This is a genomic window from Bacillus sp. MN7755 (assembly GCF_054771475.1).
The window spans coordinates 66,252-86,425 of the sequence record NZ_BTRL01000006.1; the positions used below are offsets into that span (position 1 = coordinate 66,252).

The window sequence follows — 20,174 nt, forward strand, 5'->3', positions numbered from 1 at the left end:
AGAACGCGAGGAGGGAGAACGATGGCTGAAGCATTAGTGAAAAAGAAACTGATGTTAGAAGGTTTAGATTGTGCGAACTGTGCAATGAAAATTGAAAAAGGTGTTGGGAATATAGAAGGAGTAAATTCTTGCTCTGTAAATTTCGCGACAAAAACAATGGTTTTAGAGACAGCACAAAATAAAGAAAACGAAGTTGTTACAGAAGCAAAACAACTCGTTACAAAATTAGAGCCACACATTAAAGTGCAAGAAGAAAAAAATACAAAAGTGGCAAAAGAAGTATTTATATTAGAAGGTTTAGATTGCGCGAACTGTGCGATGAAGATTGAAAATAAGGTTAAGGAAATGCCGACTGTTTCAGCAGCAACTGTTGATTTCGTATCAAAGAAATTACGAGTTGAAGTAGCGAATAAAAGAGAATTAGAAGCGACTGTAGCCAATATAACAAATGTCGTTCAAAAGTTAGAACCAGATGTGAAAGTTGTTCGTGAAGAAAAGGGTGGCCATGACCACGGGCATAGTCACGACCATGGTGAAGCAAATGTGAAAAAGATGGTAGGACGATTAGTGGTCGGCGGAATTTTGACAGCAATTGCTGCATTAGCTGGCTTACCACAAATGATAACAATTCCGTTATTCGTCCTTGCGTATTTATTAATAGGTGGAGATATCGTTTGGAGAGCGGTAAGAAACATAACTCGTGGCCAAGTGTTCGATGAGAACTTCTTAATGGCAATTGCAACACTAGGAGCTTTTGCGATTCAGCAATACCCAGAAGCAGTTGCAGTAATGTTATTCTATCAAGTAGGAGAACTATTCCAAAGTATTGCGGTGAACCGTTCTCGAAAGTCAATTACTTCATTAATGGATATTCGTCCTGATTACGCGAATGTAAAGGTTGGAAATGAAACGAAACAAGTATCACCAGAAGATGTACAAATCGGCGATTATATCATCGTGAAACCTGGTGAGAAAGTATCGTTAGACGGAAAAGTAGTTGAAGGGACATCAATGGTAGATACTTCAGCGTTGACTGGTGAATCTGTACCACGTGAAGTTGAAGTTGGAAATGATGTACTAAGTGGTTTTGTGAACCAAAATGGTGTATTAACAATTGAAGTTACAAAAGAATTTGGTGAATCAACTGTATCGAAAATTTTAGATTTAGTTCAAAATGCAAGCAGTAAAAAAGCGCCAACAGAAAACTTTATTACGAAGTTCGCACGTTATTACACTCCAGTTGTAGTTATTACAGCAGCGATTATGGCGTTTATTCCACCACTTATTTTAGAAGGAGCTACATTTGCTGATTGGATTTATAGAGCTTTAGTGTTCTTAGTAATCTCTTGTCCATGTGCGTTAGTTGTATCTATTCCTCTTGGGTTCTTTGGAGGTATCGGTGGTGCATCTAAAAGTGGTGTGTTAGTAAAAGGAAGTAACTATTTAGAAGCTTTAAATGATGTGAAATATATTGTTTTTGATAAAACAGGAACATTAACAAAAGGTGTCTTCAAAGTTACAAAAATGGAACCAAGCGAAGGTATTACAAATGAAGAATTATTAGAGTATGCAGCATTTGCTGAAGTGTATTCTAATCATCCGATTGCACAGTCGATTCGAAATGCATATGGAAAATCAATTGATGAAAAAATAATCGATGATTATAGCGAAATTTCTGGTCACGGTACAGTCGTAAAAGTACAAGGAAAAGAAATTTTTGCAGGTAATGCGAAATTAATGAGAAAAGAAAACATTACATTTAAGCAACCAGAAACAGTAGGTACATTAGTTCACGTTGCTGTAGATGGAAAATATGCAGGTTATATTGTTATCTCTGATGAGGTAAAAGAAGATTCAAAACAAGCAATTCAAAAGTTAAAAGAACTAGGTATTAAGAAGACAGTCATGTTAACTGGTGATGCAAAACTAGTTGGTGAAGCTGTTGGTAAAGAATTAGGTTTAGATGAAGTTCATGCAGAACTATTACCGCAACAAAAAGTAGAAGAGATTGAAAAAATTGATGCAGCGAAGCATGGGAAAGAAAAAGTTGCTTTCGTTGGTGATGGTATTAATGATACACCGGTATTAGCAAGAGCTGATGTTGGTATTGCAATGGGTGGTTTAGGATCAGATGCAGCAATTGAAGCGGCAGATATCGTTATTATGACTGATGAGCCTTCAAAAATTGCGACAGCTGTAAACATTGCAAAACGTACACGACGCATTGTATGGCAAAATATCATCTTTGCATTAGGCGTAAAAGGATTAGTTTTATTACTTGGTGCTTTTGGTATTGCAACAATGTGGGAAGCTGTCTTCTCAGATGTTGGTGTGACACTACTGGCAGTATTAAATGCAATGCGTGTATTACAAGTGAAAGATTTATAAAAAAGAGGACGCAGGTTGCGTCCTCTTTTTTAGGTTATTTTGTTGAAATTGACTCAATAAAATAATAACAAATATTACTTTATAAATAAATAACGTAATATTAAAATTTACAAATAAAAAATATTTGTCTTATTATTTTAATATATTTTCCACAAAGATACATATAGTATTGAAAAAACAGAGAAGGAGAAGCTTCTCTGTTTTATTTTTGTATATTTTTTTCAACTTGTTCTCGAACAGTTTGAATGTAATTCATTTTATGATCCCAACATTCTTGACTTAGATCGACAGGGTACTCTTCGGGATTTAAAGTTCGCATATATTCTTCCCAAAATAGTGCGAGACTCTGTTCATTATATTTTTGAATATCTAATATGCCAGGTAATTCATATGTTCTTTCACCGTTAACGAAAATATCTTTATGCAGTTCGCGTGCTTCAAAGTTTGTTACAAATTTACTTATATACGTGTGAACAGGATGAAACATTTTTAAACGTTCTTCTTTTCCTGGCTCTTCAGAATCTAATGCAATATAATCGCCTTCTGCATGATCGTTCACTCGATTGATAATGCGATAAATACGCTTAAGTCCTGGAGTGGTAATTTTTTCAGGGTTAGATGAAATTTTAATTGTATCATTTAATTTTCCATCAGTATCTTCAATCGCAACTAGTTTATAAACAGCCCCTAACGCTGGTTGCTCAAAAGACGTAATTAATTTTGTTCCAACGCCCCATACATCAATTTTTGCTCCTTGAGATTTCAAGTGCATAATTGTGTATTCATCTAAATCGCTAGAAGCAATAATTTTTGTATTTGTAAACCCAGCTTCATCTAGTAATTTTCTTGCTTTTTTAGATAAATAAGCCATATCCCCACTATCAAGGCGAATGCCGTAAAAATCGATACGATCTCCAAACTCTTTCGCAACGCGAATTGCATTTGGAACACCAGATTTCAAAGTGTCGTATGTATCGACAAGAAACACACACTTTTTATGTGTCTCAGCATATTTTTTGAAAGCAACATATTCATCGCGATACGCTTGAACGAAAGAGTGAGCATGTGTGCCGGCTACAGGTATTCCAAAGCGTTTCCCAGCCCGTACGTTGCTTGTAGAGGAGAAACCACCAATAAAGGCAGCGCGTGTGCCCCAAAGGGCTGCATCAAACTCATGGGCACGTCTTGTGCCAAACTCTAAAAGTTCATCATTATTTGCAGCGTGCTTCATACGAGCTGCTTTTGTTGCAATTAATGTTTGGTAATTCACAATATTTAACAGGGCAGTTTCAATAATTTGTGCTTCGCCGAGCGGTGCATCAACACGTAATAAAGGCTCGTTATTAAATACAACTTCACCTTCTTGCATACCTCGAACCGTCCCAGTAAATTTCATATTTTGTAAATAATGAAGGAATTCTTCTTCAAATTGTAATTCTGCTAAATAAGCGATATCGCTTTCGGTAAAGCTGAAGTTTTCTATGTACTCTACAATCTTTTCAAGACCAGCAAAAACAGCATAACCGTTCTCAAATGGAAGTTTTCGAAAGTATAAATCAAACACCGAGCGGCGATTGTGAATACCATCTTTCCAATATGTATAAGCCATATTAATTTGATATAAATCTGTATGTAAGGCATAGCTATCGTCTTTATAATAAGTCATCGCGAAAACACCTCCATAATTTGGTTATAGTATACCAATTTTTCACCGCTCGTAGCAAAGAATGGATATGGAAGTAGAGTCAAGAGGGAAAAAAATGAAATAATGCATATTTTTTAGAAAATTAACATTTATCAATTTATATTTCTCAAGATTTTATGTATTATTAGAGTAATGGGGGTAATGAGAATGGAGGAGGACAATGCAACAAACATTAGAAAAAATAGGCAAACAAGTCTTTTACAAACGGCTACAGCAAAAAATGACACAAGAAGAATTATGTCAGGGCATTTGTTCTGTCTCATACTTAAGTAAAATCGAAAATGGAAAGATCGAAGCATCAGAAGAAATTCTACAATTGCTCTGCGCAAGATTAGAAATTGCCGTGACGGATTTGAGGGATGTAGAGGAAGATGTGAAGGGGAAGCTGGATGAATGGCTAAATGCATTAGTTCATTTGGACAAGCCACAAGTAGAACGCATATATGAAGAATTACAAGGTGAAATGAAGCATGTTTTGGATTTTGAAATTATAAATTATTATAAACTGCTTTATACGCGTTATTTAATTATGAAAAGGGATTTTCCTGCTGTTGAAGAAGAGTTAGAAAGATTGAAAAAAGTTTACAAGAAATACTCACCTTTTCAGAAGATGTTGTATACGTACAGTAAGGCATTGCTACTTAGCCTGCAATATAGGCATAAGGAAAGTTTGAAGTATTTAATTGAAACGGAAGAAATGGCTAAAGAGCAAGGATATTATGAAACTGGTATATATTATAATTTGAGCCTTGCGTATAGCCACCTAAATATACCACATTTAGCCATGCACTTTGCTCATATTGCTATGGAAGGGTTCCGTAATGAATACAAATTCCGTTATGTAATAAATTGTCAAACAATTATTGCTTTAAGTTATGTGGAAAAAGCACAGTATGAAGAAGCACTAAAGATTTATGAAAGTATATTAAGAGAAGTGGATTCTTTTGCGGAAAAAGACATGATTAAAGCTATGACTTTAAATAATATGGGAGAATTATACCATTATAAGAATGAGCATGATAAATCTAAAAACTATTTTCTTCAAAGTTTCCAATTGCAGAAGACTGTCAATATGAATTATATTGAAACAATTTATGGGCTAGCTAAGCAATGCATTCATCTTAAATGTTATGAAGAAGCGCAGGAATGGATAGAAAAAGGAATTGATTGCTCGCGGAGTGATGAAAAGTATAATAAAATGATTTATTCATTCTGTATATTTAAGTACAAATATTTTGGGGAATCTCAAGAATTTAAGAGATTTTTAGAGAACGAGGCTATTCCGTTCTTTAAGAGTGTAGGTAGTATGAAGGAATTAAAAAATGCTTATTTAGAATTGGCTATGTATTTAGAGAATGAATTTAAGTACGAGGAAAGCAATAAATATTATAAAGAAGCAATTAAAGTTTTGGAAGAAAGGGAGGAATTGAATTGAAAAAGCGTATATATGGTGTAGTAGGGTTGGGAATAGTAGCAATTCTTTCTTTAGGAGTTAATTATTCTAATCCAGATATATATGGAGTAAAATCCTTGAAAGAAGGATCAGTAAATTACTCTAATCCAGATATTTATGGATTTAAGTCTTTAAAAGAAGAAAATATACAATATTCTAATCCGGATATTTATGGCTTTAATTTTTCAGAAAAAAGTTTCATAAATTATTCTAATCCAGATATTTATGGTTAAGAAAATATTGAAAAACCCCTTTCCAATCGGAAAGGGGTTTTTCAATATTTGTTCCCCAAAATTCTACAAAACTTGAGAAATAAATTAATTGAATTTTTAGTATATTAATAGTGAAAACATAATGCTAATATGAAACTACTCTTTTTCAAAAAAATAATTTATTAGGGGGAAGATTCATGAAAAAGAAAAGTTTAGCGTTAGTGTTAGCGACAGGAATGGCAGTTACAACGTTTGGAGGGGCAGGGTCTGCATTTGCGGATTCTAAAAATGTACTCTCTACGAAGAAGTACAATGAGACGGTACAGTCACCTGAGTTTATTTCTGGTGATTTAACTGGGGCAACTGGTAAGAAAGCAGAATCTGTTGTGTTTGATTACTTAAACGCAGCAAAAGGTGATTACAAGTTAGGGGAAAAGAGTGCGCAAGATTCTTTCAAAGTGAAACAAGTGAAAAAAGATGGTGTAACTGATTCAACAGTAGTACGTATGCAACAAGTATATGAAGGAGTACCTGTATGGGGTTCTACTCAAGTAGCTCACGTAAGTAAAGATGGTTCTTTAAAAGTATTGTCTGGAACAGTTGCACCTGATTTAGACAAAAAAGAAAAGTTGAAAAATAAAAATAAGATTGAAGGCGCAAAAGCAATTGAAATTGCGCAAAAAGATTTAGGTGTAACACCTAAATATGAGGTAGAACCAAAAGCGGACTTATATGTATATCAAAACGGTGAGGAAACAACATATGCATACGTTGTGAATCTAAACTTCTTAGAGCCAAGCCCAGGAAACTACTACTATTTCATTGAAGCAGACAGCGGTAAAGTATTAAATAAATATAATAAATTGGATCATGTAGCAAATGAAGATAAGTCACCAGTTAAGCAAGAGGCACCTAAACAAGAAGCGAAACCGGCTGTAAAGCCTGTAACAGGAACAAATGCAGTGGGTACTGGTAAAGGTGTATTAGGAGATACGAAGTCACTTAATACAACGTTATCTGCATCATCTTACTATTTACAAGATAATACGCGCGGAGCAACGATTTTCACATATGATGCGAAAAACCGTACTACATTACCGGGAACATTATGGGTAGATGCGGATAATGTTTTCAATGCAGCGTATGATGCGGCGGCAGTAGACGCTCATTACTATGCGGGTAAAACATATGATTACTATAAAGCTACATTTAATAGAAACTCTATTAATGATGCAGGAGCACCATTAAAATCAACAGTTCATTATGGAAGTAGATATAATAATGCGTTCTGGAATGGCTCTCAAATGGTATACGGAGATGGTGATGGTGTAACATTCACTTCATTGTCTGGTGGAATTGATGTAATTGGCCATGAATTAACGCATGCTGTTACAGAGTATAGCTCAGATTTAATTTATCAAAATGAATCAGGAGCATTAAATGAAGCTATTTCAGATGTTTTTGGTACATTAGTAGAGTATTATGATAACCGTAATCCGGATTGGGAAATTGGTGAAGATATTTACACGCCTGGTAAAGCAGGAGATGCACTTCGCTCTATGAGTGATCCAACGAAATATGGTGATCCAGATCATTATTCTAAGCGTTACACTGGCACTGGTGATAACGGTGGCGTTCATACAAATAGCGGTATTATTAACAAAGCAGCTTATTTATTAGCGAATGGTGGTACGCATTACGGTGTTACTGTAAACGGTATTGGTAAAGATAAAGTAGGAGCGATTTATTACCGTGCAAATACGCAATATTTCACGCAATCTACTACCTTTAGTCAAGCTCGTGCTGGATTAGTACAAGCTGCAGCTGACTTATATGGTGCTAGCTCTGCAGAAGTAGCAGCAGTTAAGCAATCATATAGTGCTGTTGGCGTAAACTAAGGCTTTAAGGGATAGTTATAATAAAATAACTCAAAAATAAAGAAGGAGCATAGGCTCCTTCTTTATTTTTTTCTCCATTTTTTCCACAAATAAAACAACCCAATAGCGCCTGCAATGGTTACAATCCACTTCGCTTCATTTGTTCCATTGATAACATGATATGCCGAATATACTTCAATCAATAAAGCCGGTATTTTACCTATTGTACTGGCAATACTGAAGGATAGTAATGACATTTTACCTAGAGCTGCAAATAAAGTAACGATGCTGGATGGGATGAAAGGTATCAATCGGAACGATAGGACAAGTAGAAAGGCCTCTCTACCTTTTACATAAAGGAGGCGCTCTACCCTTGGATACTTATTTACTTTACTGTGAGTGAATTTCTGAAGGCCTATACGATAAATATAAAACGAGATAATAGCTCCTAATGCCTCACCTGCGATCGAAATAATGGTTCCGTTTGTTACACCGAAGAGTTGTATGTTAATAGCCGTCAAAAAAATACTAGGGATAAAACCTAAAAGACTGATGATGATGTTAATTAAGATACTAAGTGGAATTGCAATTGAATAATAGTCTGTTAAGAAGTTTTGAATTGTTTCAGCCATTGTTTAAAATCCTTTATCTTTTTTTGCATTACACCATATTTCTGTTGTGTAGGCAAGTGGAAATTTACATAATGTAGAAAACGTTGATAAAACTACTTTCATATACCTTATATGGGTATTGAGTATATGAAAGTAGGGGTATATTTTTCTAGATTAAAAAACACCGAATAAACCCTTTAAATAAAGGGTTTATTCGGTGTTTTTATGGGTGGTTTAATTCGGGAAATAATCATAAAAACATAGGGGTATATTTATGAAGGGGGTCGAAAATAGCGATTTAATGAAACTAGGGTGGTAATATGGCAAATAGATGAGGAATTTTTAAAATGTGTTTTTTTGTTGTGAAATTGACTTTTAGTGAAGTTACGATAATAATCATGAAAGAGGTGATATGATGAAACGAATAAGTAGTCTTTTCTTGAGTAGTTTATTGGCATTAATGCTGATCTTAAGTGGATGTGCAGGAAAAGAACAAAAAACAGAGAAACAAACAGGGAATCAATCGACATCAGTAGAAAAAATTAGTGATAATATTTTAGATGAAATGGAAGGGCCGCCTAAAAATGGTCATACAATTGAAAGACATGTAGGCAAATCAGAAGAGGATTTGAAGAATCGCTTGAAGACAGATAAAGTATCAGCGGCAAGTACATACTATGATAAGGAAACAGCGACGAAAGCTGTAAAAGATAGTTTGAAGCAGCATGATAAGGAAATTCAAGATTGGTTGAAAAACTCTAAAGAGGCTCGTCTCGTATTAAATACCACTCATTCATTCCCTGTTGGTAAAACGGTAATAAAGAAAAATATGAATGTAAAAGACAAGTTAGTAAAAACTGTTACTGTTTTAGCGAGAGATAAGTCAGGAGATTTAGGATATAAGATTATTACTTCTTATCCATTTGATAAATAGAAGGGGGAGTAAATATGTATACGACATTACAATATTTTCTCAAATCGTACTGCACGTTAAGTATCCATGAAGATGAAATAGTAGGCGTGATGGAAGAATTTATAGAGCAAGAAGACGAAGAAATTGTTTTGAAATTACGCGATGAATTATTATATATGAAGAAAAAGAACGCTTGGGAAGAGGCGTGCGTATTAGTTGCGAAGCAAGGAAATCGTATGTGGTCTTTAGAAGAAACGAAAGACCATCTTGCAACCTTTTTATTATTATTGCAAAAGAAAAAGGCGTGAGTAGATCACGCCTTTTTTTGTTGGTTTGATAGTACCTCATTGTGTTGGAGCGCTTTTATATACGCTTTTTGAAATTTGTCCATTAGATACTACTTCACCGTTTTGTGTTACTTTTTTATACGTAACTGCTGTTATTTTATCACCAGTCCTACTAACTACTTGAGAAGAAACTTCAACATTTTTACCAGTATTGGTACCGAAAATGCGTGTAGTAATACTACCTCCATTTGAAAATGCTTGAATATAAATATGATTGCCTGTATTGTTTTTAAATTTTAAATCTGGACCATAATCTGCTACTGCTGCATCTTGCCCAAGTGGTAAATAATTTACAGGCATAGAATGATTGCTTCGAGAAACAATTCCTAGATCTGCCCTTAAAGCTGCGCTATATAAAGTACTACTAACTTGGCAAACGCCTCCGCCAGCACTTTGTATAACCTTACCTTGTGAATATACAGCTGCGGATTTATAACCATGTGCAGCATCAGTTACGCCGACGCGACCATTAAAACTAAACGTTTCATCAGGTGCGACAATAACGCCACTTAAAGTATTAGCCGACTTATTTACGTTGAAGGATTGATTCCCGTTACGACCAGCCATTGGAGTCGAATATTCAGCGATTACTTCTTTAATCCCCATTTTCTGTATATCTTCTGTAGAACGTTCAGGTTTTAATAGTGTAACTGGCAACGTAACGTCAGATGTACCAGAAGTAATGGCCTGTTTCGTTAAATCGGTTAACTTGCCTTTATCAATTTTTTCTCCATTTTGACTTTGGCTAATATTTACTGTAGCGCCTTCAATACTTAATTCTGCATTAACAGGATTTTTTAATGTTTCATTATATTTATCCTTCATAAAGCTTTCGTAGGTAGTTGTATTTAATTGAGGTGTTAATTTATAGTCGCGTTTCAATTCACCGTTTTCAGCCTGCTTCCGCATTTTGTAACGATTCATTGCGTTTCCTTCTTGTTCTTTAAAGATCTTGTCGATAATATCTTTTTCTTTATAATTTATCCCTAAATCTTTCCATGTGTAAGTTTGTTTATCATTTTGGAATATGTAGGTAAGAGATTTTTGATCTAATTCAGTTATCTTTTGATTAATAATTGCTTGAATATCTTTTTTATTTTTTCCATCGAGAGAAATACCTTCAAATGTAGTATTTGGTAATGCAGTAGTATCTAATTGATTATTTAGTTTGGATACATATTGATATCCACTAACACCGCCTACACAAAGTAATATGCCCCCAGCAATTGCAGAACCGATCAGTATTTTACCTAGCTTCATTTATTTCCCCCCAGAAATTTTTGTATAAATATATGTATTACATTTTTTGTATAAAAATGATGAAAATAACATTATGTACGTACTAGTATACTATTATTTTCACTACGCGTGTAATGTTTTTATAAAAATTGTTACACTGATGTAATAATTGTCTCTTTTTGTCACAATATGCATGAGAAATATGTTGAAAATTATAATAAAAAGGCTGTCTAGAAAGATCTAGCAGCCTTTTTATTATAATTTTTTATGTTGATTTTTATTCGTAACACCGAGATGTTCTTGAAGTGTTGTCGATATATTATTGACGCTTTTTTCGTTTGGAACGTAATAATAAATACCGCCTATATATTTATCAATACCTTCTACTTGCAATTTGTCCATTTTTAAGTCTGAACCCATTGAATTTTTGGCAATTGTCATCATATCATCAAAAGTTAAATTTGTTTTTAAGTCTTTATCAACAGCGTCTAATAGACCACCAATTTTATTAATGGAATTAAGCGATAATGCCTTTTCAGCAATAGCTTCTAAAACAAGCTGTTGTCGTTGACCACGCATATAATCACTATCGATATGACGAGTTCTCGCTAGTGCTAGTGCTTCTTCTCCGTTTAAATGTTGACGTCCTTTTTTAAGGTGAATTGCTTCTGCTTCATCTTTACTATTTTGTTCTGTAAACTCCACTGGAACATCTACAGTAATACCACCAAGGGAATCAACAATTTTGATAAAGGATTTAAAGTTGAATTTTACATAGTAATCAACTGGAACGTCTAAAAAATTCTCAACTGTATCAATTGTACTGTCTACACCACCGAATACGTGCGCATGTGTAATTTTATCGTATTTATCACGTGATTTAATATAGACACGTGAGTCACGTGGAATACTGACAAGCTTAACAGATTTATCGTTTTTATTAATTGTTGCAAGTAATAGTGCATCTGTACGAGTTGCTTTCCCATAATTCTTGTCCCTAATATCACTTTCATCAACACCCATAATAAGTACGGAAATGTTATCAGTCATAGGTTTAACGGCTTTTTCACGTTTGCTGGATTTATCTCCGCGACCAAGTTCAGAATAGGCATTACTTAAAATTGATTTTGCTTTACTGTATATATGGAAGGAGTAGCCTCCTGCTCCAAGTGCTATAATCAGTAATGGAATAAGAAGGAACCAAAGTAGGCGTTTTTTCTTTGAGTGTCCTTTTTTGGCTCGAGTATCTTTGTTCATATCGGATTTCATCATTTTTTCTCCTTTAAAACTATCAAAGTGTATACATCTTAGAAGCGCATTCAAACACATAAAAAATATTGTACGCTAAATAAAAGCGATTGTACATGTATAAAAAATAGATGTCTTGATTATTTATCCCGTATTAACGGGCAGTAAAACTCCCACCTCAAAGTCCAGCGAATGCAAGGAAGTTAGGCGGGAGATAACTGCCCGTAAATACCCGATTGGTTCAACTAATAATCAGAGGGGGAAATCCCGCTCTGATTAAAGTTTCACTTTATAAGACATCTATTCGTTATTGTATACAAAAGATAGGGATAAGAAAATGATAAAATTTTACCTAATTACAACATAATGCTTACGATAATTGCAGATAAAATACTAACGAGAGTGGCTCCATACAGTAATTTTAGGCCGAAGCGAGCAACGACATTGCCTTGTTCTTCGTTTAATCCTTTTACCGCACCTGAAATAATTCCAATGGAAGAAAAGTTGGCAAAAGAAACGAGGAACACAGAAATGATACCAATCGTACGGGTAGAGAGAGTACTGGAAATTTTGCTAAGATCCATCATGGCAACGAATTCATTTGTTACAAGCTTCGTTGCCATAATGCTACCAGCCGCGACAATTTCAGAACTTGGTACACCGATAAGGAATGCAATAGGTGCAAATACGTAGCCGATTAATTGTTGGAAAGTAATGCCGAATATAATGAGGAATAAGTCATTAATGCAACTAATTAATGCGACGAATCCGATGAGCATAGCGCCGACAACGATGGCTACGCGAAAGCCATCTAGAATGTATTCTCCAAGCATTTCAAAAAAGCTTTGCTTTTCGCCTTTAATCTCTAAAATATCTTCGTCATCTTTAACGTCGTAAGGGTTAATGATGAGTACGATAATAAAACCACTAAATAAATTGAGAACGAGTGCGGTTACTACATATTTAGGTTCAATCATTGTCATATAGGCACCTACAATAGACATAGACACGGTTGACATGGCAGATGCACAAAGTGTATAAAGACGGTGTTTCGGAATTTGAGCTAATTGTTTTTTTACCGTAATAAAAACTTCTGATTGGCCGACAATGGCAGATGCGATAGCATTATAAGATTCTAATTTCCCAAGACCATTTATTTTACTGAGGAAGTAACCGATCCAACGAATGAAAAATGGTAGTATTTTGAAATGTTGTAGTATACCAATTAAGACGGAAATGAAGACAATTGGTAATAAGACAGTAAGGAAAAATGGTATTTCACCTTTATTGGCAAGACCGCCAAATACGAAGTTTATACCATCAGCAGCATACTCAAGTAGCTTTGTAAACAGACTGGAAATGACTCGAATAAGTATGAGGCCGATTTCTGTATTTAATAATAAATAAGTTAAAATTAACTGTATAATAAGCATGATGAAAATTGGTTTAAATTTAATATGTTTCTTATTATTGCTAGCGATATAAGCAAGGAAGAAAACAACGATAAGCCCCACGAAAAAGGTAATAAATTTCATAGTAAGCCCCCTAAAAGAGATATTCTGCTATATATGTTTTTCATTTCAAGGGAGAATATGCATCTTTGGTAAAGAAAGGAATAGAGAAGTCATGAATATAAGTAAAGTGCATCACGTTGCAATTATTTGTTCGAATTATGAAGTGTCAAAGGATTTTTATACTAGGATATTAGGTTTTAAAGCGATAAATGAAGTATATAGAAAGGAAAGAGATTCTTATAAGTTAGATTTATGTATAGGACAAGAGTATCAAATTGAATTATTTTCATTTCCAAATCCGCCGAAGCGGCCAAGTTTCCCAGAGGCAGCTGGACTTAGACATTTAGCATTTTCTGTTACAAATATAGGAGAGGCTGTACAACATTTAAGTCAATGTGGCGTTGAAACTGAGGCGATACGTATTGATGAGATAACTGGAAAAAAATTTGTTTTTTTCCAAGACCCTGACGGTCTACCTTTAGAATTGTATGAGGTTTGAAATTGGTGAATTTTATATAGGGTTGCTTTTGAGTAAATGAAGAAACTAAAGTGAAACTTCTTTTTAAAAGGAGGTGTAACTTTAGCTAAGAAAGCTAAAGGGTATATGTGGATATTTTAAAATTACTGATGGTAGCCGTCCTTATTGGATTAACAGGTTTTTTTGTAGCTGTTGAGTTTGCAATTATTAAGGTGCGTAGCAGTCGTATTGATCAACTCGTTAGTGAAAAACGACGAGGAGCATTGGCAGCGAAAAAAGTAACTTCGAACTTAGATGAGTATTTATCAGCATGTCAGTTAGGTATTACAATTACTGCTTTAGGGCTTGGGTGGTTAGGCGAGCCGACTATAAAACATTTACTTGAGCCGTTGTTTTTAAAACTACACTTATCTCCTGCAATTGCAAGTACCGTTTCATTTATTATTGCATTTGCAGTTATTACGTTTTTACATGTTGTTATTGGTGAACTTGCTCCAAAGACGTTCGCCATACAAAGAGCGGAGCAAGTTAGCTTATTATTATCGAAGCCACTTATTTACTTTTACCGTGTAATGTATCCGTTTATTTGGGCTTTAAATGGTTCGGCAAGGCTTGTAACCGGATTATTTGGTTTACATCCAGCTTCTGAACATGAAGTAGCTCATTCAGAAGAAGAATTACGATTAATCTTATCTGAGAGTTATGAGAGCGGAGAGATTAATCAAAGGGAATTTAAATATGTAAATAACATTTTTGAATTTGATAATAGAGTCGCAAAGGAAATTATGGTGCCGCGTACGGAAATTGTAGGTTTATATGAGGACGAACCATTTGAAACACATATTAAAATAATCGCACAAGAAAAATATACGAGGTATCCTGTATTCGGTGAAGATAAAGATGAAATTATTGGGATGGTTAATGTAAAAGATTTATTTATTCGTTATATGGATGGTAATCGGGACGAGGAGTGCTCGATTATGCCATATACAAGGCCAGTTATTGAAGTGCTAGAAAATATTCCAATTCATGATTTACTATTACAAATGCAAAGAAAACACATTCCATTAGCTGTGTTGTACGATGAATATGGAGGTACAGCAGGGATTGTTACATTAGAAGATATTTTAGAAGAAATTGTTGGAGAAATTCGAGATGAATACGATGAAGATGAACACCCGCCTATAGAGCATATAAGTGAAGGGTGTAAAATTGTAGAAGGAAAAGTGCTTATTAGTGAAGTAAATGATTTATTTGGCATACATTTATTCGCTGATGATGTAGATACAATTGGTGGCTGGATTATGGTACAAAAGCAAATCGTTGCTGAAGGAGATATTATTGAAAAACACGGCTTTTCTTTTAAAGTTCTTGAAAAAGATATGCATCAAATTAAACGAGTGGAAATAAAGAAGGTAGAAGAATGATTTTCTATAGATTTTTATAAAAGATATATATAGAAAAATAAATGTTTGCGCTTTCAAAAAAGGTGCTATATAGTGAAGGTGGATACTGAAAAATTCTTCTGAATGATACTCGTATTTTTAAAGGGTGAATTTTTTGGATAAGGATTTAGAATGAAAAGTATAGGTGATGAAAATGATAGCAACGAAGGATATACGTATAGAAAAAGATTTTTTAGGTGAAAAAGAAGTACCAAGTGTAGCTTATTACGGTGTACAAACATTACGTGCTGTAGAAAACTTCCCGATCACAGGATATCGCATTCATCCGTCACTCATTACGGCAATGGCAATTGTGAAAAAAGCGGCGGCACTTGCAAATATAGATACTGGTTACTTAGCGAAAGACATTGGACATGAAATTGCGGAGGCAGCGCAAGAAATTGTTGATGGAAAATTTCATGATCAATTTATTGTAGATCCAATCCAAGGCGGTGCTGGAACTTCTATTAATATGAATACAAATGAAGTAATCGCTAATCGAGCGTTAGAACGTATGGGACATGAAAAAGGCGAGTATGCGAAAATTAGCCCAAACACGCATGTGAACATGGCTCAATCAACGAATGATGCATTTCCAACGGGAATTCATATCGCAACTCTTATGATGTTAGAAGAACTTCTTATTACAATGGAAGAACTTCATTCTACTTTCCGTGCAAAAGCAAAAGAGTTCGATCACGTCATTAAAATGGGACGTACACATTTACAAGATGCTGTTCCGATTCGTCTTGGACAAGAATTCGAAGCGTATAGCCGAGTGCTGGAGCGTGATATAAAAAGAATCAAACAGTCTCGCCAACATTTATATGAAGTGAACATGGGGGCGACAGCTGTTGGTACGGGATTAAATGCAAACCCTACGTACATTGAACAAGTGGTTAAACACTTGCGTACATTTAGCGGATTCCCACTTGTTGGTGCAGAGCATTTAGTTGATGCAACGCAAAACACAGATGCATACACAGAAGTATCTGCGGCATTAAAAGTATGTATGATGAATATGTCTAAAATTGCGAATGACCTTCGTATTATGGCATCTGGTCCACGTGTTGGATTGGCGGAAATTCAATTACCAGCTCGTCAACCAGGTTCATCTATTATGCCAGGTAAAGTAAATCCTGTTATGGCAGAAGTAATTAATCAAGTTGCTTTCCAAGTAATTGGTAATGATCATACAATTTGCTTAGCATCAGAAGCAGGACAATTAGAGTTAAACGTAATGGAGCCTGTACTCGTGTTTAATTTAATTCAATCTATTAGTATTATGAATAACGGATTCCGTGTATTCCGTGAATATTGTATTAAAGGAATTACAGCAAATGAAGAATTGCTGAAGCAATATGTTGAGAAAAGTGTTGGAATTATTACGGCAGTTAACCCTCATATTGGTTATGAAGCAGCATCTCGTATTGCACGTGAAGCGATTGAAACAGGAAAATCTGTTAGGGAGCTATGTTTAGAGCATGGTGTACTGACAGAAGAAGAATTGGATATTATTTTAGATCCATTCGAAATGACGCATCCTGAAATTGCTGGAGCTTCTTTACTAAAGAATAAGAAGATGTAATGTGAAAAAACACCGATCCATTTGGATCGGTGTTTTATTTTTAAAAGATATTAAATACAGCATTTAATTGAAGTAAGCTAATAATAGCTAAGAAGATTAAACTATATTTCATCACTGTTTTAAATAGAGCAGATTCTTTACCAACTAGTCCAACTGCCGCACAAGCAACTGCTACAGATTGTGGTGAAACCATTTTTGCTATTGTGCCACCAACTACGTTTAATGAAACGAGAGTAGATGGGACGATGTTTAATTGATCGGCAGTTACTGCTTGAAGTGGTGCGAATAGTGAACCACTAGATACTACTGAACCAGTAATGAATACGCCAATCCATCCTAAGATTGGAGAAAGAATAGGGAATGCATTTCCAGTAGAAGAGAATGCAAGTCCAAGTGTAGATGACATACCAGAGTAGTTCTCTACGTAAGCTAAAGCGATAACGCTACAAATTGTATATACTGGAACCTTTAATTCTTTTATTGTTTCAATCATTAATTCTTTAATCATTTTGCCGTTTACACGGTAGACGATAAGTGAAACGATAATTGCTAATACAATCGCAGTAGTTGTAGAAGAGAATACATCTAGTTTGAAAATCGCTGCGAAAGGTGTATCAGCTTTTGTGATTGGTGCAGTTTTTATAACTTGATTATGAAGACCAGGGAATTGAATGTTAAATACTAAGTTTGCTAATGGACCATCCGGAGCAAATAAAGCTTTAATTGGTTTTAAATTAAAGATTGTTACAAATGCAGTTAAGAATACGAATGGAGACCAAGCATATAAAATTTGATTGAATGTATGAGATTCTTTTTCTTCTTGTTTTTCTTCTTTAGCAGAAGATTTTGGTTGCCAAACACGTAAGAATAATGCAAGAGCGACCATACTTATGACTGCTGCGAAAATATTAGTAAGTTCAGCGCCTAAGAAGTAAGTTACAACGAACTGAGTAATTGCGAAAGAAACACCACTTACAAGAATACCTTGCCAAGTTTCTTTAATGCCTTTAAATCCATCTACCATTGAAACAAGTAAGAACGGTAAAACAATGCTAATGAATGGCAAAATGGAAACTGCTTGACGACCGACAGTTAATGCATCTATTCCAGTTAATTGTGCAGGTACTGTAACTGGAATACCCATAGCCCCCATAGCACCACCAGCGATATTAGCTACTAAGCAAATACCTGCTGCTTTTAATGGATTAAAGCCCATACCTACAAGTAATGCAGCTGTAATAGCAACCGGAACACCGAAACCAGCTGCGCCTTCTAAGAAAGCGCCGAAAGAATAAGCGATTAATAATACTTGTAAACGTTGATCATTTGTAATACTTGAAATGCTATCACGAATGACATTGAATTGTTCTGTTTTAACAGTTAATTTGTAAAGGAAGATAGCTGCGATAACGATAGTACAAATTGGATAAAATCCAGATAAAACACCAAATCCGGCAGATGCTACTGCTGCAGTTGTAGGCATTTTATAAACAAATATAGCAAGAATAATAGCAACAATTACACTGTAAAGACCAGCCATGTAACCTTTCATTTTGAATCCCACTAAACAAATAATGAAGCAAAAAATTGGAAGTGCTGCGATTAGTGCAGATAGCCAAATATTGTTTAATGGGTCATAAATTTGTGTCCAAGTACTCATAATAATGACAACTCCTATCTATTTTATGTGAAGAAATTCACATTATTTGTGAAACTATTCACAATCAACTTACATGCTTAGTATATTCTCCTTCAACACTATTGTCAACGTAAAAAAGTATAATTATTCCATAATAGTGTTAAAAGAAATACTTTGTTCATAAAGTGGACAAAAAGCACACTCGAATTTATTTGAGTGTGCTTTTTGAATTATTTGCATATTTTTTTACGTATTAATATGGTATTTTTCCTACAGGTGTATATTAGATGCCGTTTTTTGCATCGAGTATAAATTTTTAATACGTAGCATGTATCTGTCCTGTTGGATCTAGTGATGAGGAACGGTATATGTATTTAATAGGAAGTTCCTCACAACATTCCAGCCGCTTGCAATACGAATAAAAAATAAGAAACAAATTTTTAATACCGCAGCATCTCTTTTTACTGAAAATTCCTTTTAGCGTAACAAAGAGGTTAAATATGGTTCAACTACATTACGATAGGTTATCAATTATAGACGGTATTTTACAATACCATTACTGTGCGTTTCAATGAGGTAAAAATATAACAAAAAGCCTGATAAAACAACGTTTACAAGCAAAGTATTCGTAGGCCATTATTTTGCTTTTTCGTTATATCATATAGTATAATATTCAAAATCAGCAAGGATTTTTTCCTGAATTTTTTGCTGATAAAGATGGAAAAATTTTTCGGCTTTATAGGTTGATAAAGTTATGTCGTAACAGGAAATATAAGAACAGATATATAAATAAATAAAAAGAAAATAAAAACGAAAATGAGGGGAACTTTATGAGCCAAAATCAATTCGAATGTCGTATTTCAGAAGAAGATGTACAAATGTTAAGAGCGTTAGCGCATCCATTGCGTCTGCGTCTAGTAATGGAACTAATGCAACGTGGAACTTGTAATGTAACACAATTACAGGAAGTGTTAGAAATTCCGCAATCAACAGTTTCGCAACATTTAACAAAATTAAAACAAAATAAAGTAGTGCGCTTTGAAAGACGAGGATTAGAAGTGTATTATCAAATTCATAATGATAAAGTAAGTGAAGTTGTAAAAACATTATTTTCTTAAAATTTGAATATTATGGAAAAAGACGTGTGGAATATACGTCTTTTTTATTTGTCATAAAGGTAACAAGAGAGTAAATATTAGCATGTGTGGAAGAAATGACTATTAACTAACATGCTGCTTTACGGAATATATTCTAAATAGAAAAGAGAAGATAGAAAGGAGTGTAGTAACTAAAAGGAGGAGTAATAGTATGGATGTAAAACGTGTGAAACAAATTTTATCTTCTTCAAGTAGAATTGACGTTACATATGAGGGCGTACCAGTATGGATTGAGAGCTGTGACGAGCAGAGTGGAATTGCTCAAGTGTATGATGTATCTAATCCTGGAGAAAGCGTTCACGTAAACGTGACGGCTTTAGAGGAGAAGTAATAGAAAAGACGCTTCTAATTTTAGAAGCG

At 34.5% G+C, this 20,174-nt stretch carries 17 protein-coding genes; 11 read left to right on the forward strand and 6 right to left on the reverse strand.

Annotation, left to right across the window (positions count from 1 at the left end; genetic code table 11):
- Positions 1–21: 21 nt before the first annotated feature.
- Positions 22–2,388, forward strand: coding sequence for a heavy metal translocating P-type ATPase (locus ACYVEC_RS04580; protein WP_460505749.1), 2,367 nt, complete (start codon positions 22–24; stop codon positions 2,386–2,388).
- Between the two features lie 202 nt (positions 2,389–2,590).
- Here ACYVEC_RS04580 and ACYVEC_RS04585 read toward each other — a convergent pair whose 3' ends face one another.
- Positions 2,591–4,054 carry a nicotinate phosphoribosyltransferase gene (locus ACYVEC_RS04585; protein WP_063225171.1) on the reverse strand — a complete coding sequence of 488 codons (1,464 nt, stop codon included), beginning with the start codon at positions 4,052–4,054 and terminating at the stop codon, positions 2,591–2,593.
- Between the two features lie 199 nt (positions 4,055–4,253).
- Between ACYVEC_RS04585 and ACYVEC_RS04590 the strand changes: the two genes are divergently transcribed.
- From ACYVEC_RS04590 to ACYVEC_RS04600, 3 genes are all read left to right on the forward strand, one after another.
- Positions 4,254–5,528: a tetratricopeptide repeat protein gene (locus tag ACYVEC_RS04590; RefSeq protein ID WP_063225170.1), complete on the forward strand. Its 1,275-nt coding sequence runs from the start codon at positions 4,254–4,256 to the stop codon at positions 5,526–5,528.
- Entirely contained in the window at positions 5,525–5,779 is a 255-nt protein-coding gene (locus ACYVEC_RS04595) for a Phr family secreted Rap phosphatase inhibitor (RefSeq protein ID WP_063225169.1), read from the forward strand. The genes ACYVEC_RS04590 and ACYVEC_RS04595 overlap by 4 nt, the downstream gene beginning before the upstream one ends.
- Positions 5,780–5,955: 176 nt before the next feature.
- Entirely contained in the window at positions 5,956–7,656 is a 1,701-nt protein-coding gene (locus tag ACYVEC_RS04600; RefSeq protein ID WP_063225168.1) for a M4 family metallopeptidase, read from the forward strand.
- Between the two features lie 62 nt (positions 7,657–7,718).
- On the opposite strand, the gene ACYVEC_RS04605 is transcribed toward ACYVEC_RS04600, so the two are convergent.
- Positions 7,719–8,267 carry a TVP38/TMEM64 family protein gene (locus ACYVEC_RS04605; protein ID WP_063225167.1) on the reverse strand — a complete coding sequence of 183 codons (549 nt, stop codon included), beginning with the start codon at positions 8,265–8,267 and terminating at the stop codon, positions 7,719–7,721.
- A 394-nt stretch (positions 8,268–8,661) separates the two neighbouring features.
- On the opposite strand from ACYVEC_RS04605, the gene ACYVEC_RS04610 reads away from it, so the two are divergent.
- Positions 8,662–9,180, forward strand: a complete 519-nt coding sequence (locus tag ACYVEC_RS04610; protein ID WP_063225166.1) for an RNase A-like domain-containing lipoprotein — start codon at positions 8,662–8,664, stop codon at positions 9,178–9,180.
- Between the two features lie 14 nt (positions 9,181–9,194).
- Positions 9,195–9,467, forward strand: a complete 273-nt coding sequence (locus ACYVEC_RS04615) for a hypothetical protein (protein ID WP_063225165.1) — start codon at positions 9,195–9,197, stop codon at positions 9,465–9,467.
- 36 nt (positions 9,468–9,503) lie between these two features.
- On the opposite strand, the gene ACYVEC_RS04620 is transcribed toward ACYVEC_RS04615, so the two are convergent.
- The 3 genes from ACYVEC_RS04620 to ACYVEC_RS04630 form a co-directional block, all read right to left on the reverse strand.
- Positions 9,504–10,766 carry a VanW family protein gene (locus tag ACYVEC_RS04620; RefSeq protein WP_063225164.1) on the reverse strand — a complete coding sequence of 421 codons (1,263 nt, stop codon included), beginning with the start codon at positions 10,764–10,766 and terminating at the stop codon, positions 9,504–9,506.
- Between the two features lie 234 nt (positions 10,767–11,000).
- Positions 11,001–12,017 carry an LCP family protein gene (locus tag ACYVEC_RS04625; RefSeq protein WP_063225163.1) on the reverse strand — a complete coding sequence of 339 codons (1,017 nt, stop codon included), beginning with the start codon at positions 12,015–12,017 and terminating at the stop codon, positions 11,001–11,003.
- 332 nt (positions 12,018–12,349) lie between these two features.
- On the reverse strand, positions 12,350–13,528 hold the full coding sequence (locus ACYVEC_RS04630) for a NupC/NupG family nucleoside CNT transporter (protein ID WP_063225162.1): 1,179 nt from the start codon (positions 13,526–13,528) through the stop codon (positions 12,350–12,352).
- A gap of 91 nt (positions 13,529–13,619) precedes the next feature.
- Between ACYVEC_RS04630 and gloA2 the strand changes: the two genes are divergently transcribed.
- The 3 genes from gloA2 to aspA all read left to right on the forward strand — a co-directional run bounded on the left by gloA2 (position 13,620) and on the right by aspA (position 17,018).
- Positions 13,620–14,006, forward strand: a complete 387-nt coding sequence (gloA2, locus tag ACYVEC_RS04635; RefSeq protein ID WP_063225161.1) for an SMU1112c/YaeR family gloxylase I-like metalloprotein — start codon at positions 13,620–13,622, stop codon at positions 14,004–14,006.
- A 107-nt stretch (positions 14,007–14,113) separates the two neighbouring features.
- On the forward strand, positions 14,114–15,412 hold the full coding sequence (locus tag ACYVEC_RS04640) for a hemolysin family protein (protein ID WP_063225160.1): 1,299 nt from the start codon (positions 14,114–14,116) through the stop codon (positions 15,410–15,412).
- Positions 15,413–15,584: 172 nt separating this feature from the next.
- The gene (gene aspA / locus ACYVEC_RS04645; RefSeq protein ID WP_063225159.1) at positions 15,585–17,018 is read left to right on the forward strand and encodes an aspartate ammonia-lyase; all 1,434 of its coding nucleotides are present in this window, start codon (positions 15,585–15,587) and stop codon (positions 17,016–17,018) included.
- Positions 17,019–17,058: 40 nt separating this feature from the next.
- On the opposite strand, the gene ACYVEC_RS04650 is transcribed toward aspA, so the two are convergent.
- On the reverse strand, positions 17,059–18,678 hold the full coding sequence (locus ACYVEC_RS04650; RefSeq protein ID WP_063225158.1) for a lactate permease LctP family transporter: 1,620 nt from the start codon (positions 18,676–18,678) through the stop codon (positions 17,059–17,061).
- An 809-nt stretch (positions 18,679–19,487) separates the two neighbouring features.
- Between ACYVEC_RS04650 and ACYVEC_RS04655 the strand changes: the two genes are divergently transcribed.
- Both ACYVEC_RS04655 and ACYVEC_RS04660 read left to right on the forward strand, forming a co-directional pair.
- Entirely contained in the window at positions 19,488–19,775 is a 288-nt protein-coding gene (locus ACYVEC_RS04655; RefSeq protein ID WP_000081429.1) for an ArsR/SmtB family transcription factor, read from the forward strand.
- Between the two features lie 190 nt (positions 19,776–19,965).
- Positions 19,966–20,145 carry an acid-soluble spore protein H gene (locus ACYVEC_RS04660; protein WP_063225157.1) on the forward strand — a complete coding sequence of 60 codons (180 nt, stop codon included), beginning with the start codon at positions 19,966–19,968 and terminating at the stop codon, positions 20,143–20,145.
- The last annotated feature ends 29 nt before the right edge of the window (positions 20,146–20,174 follow it).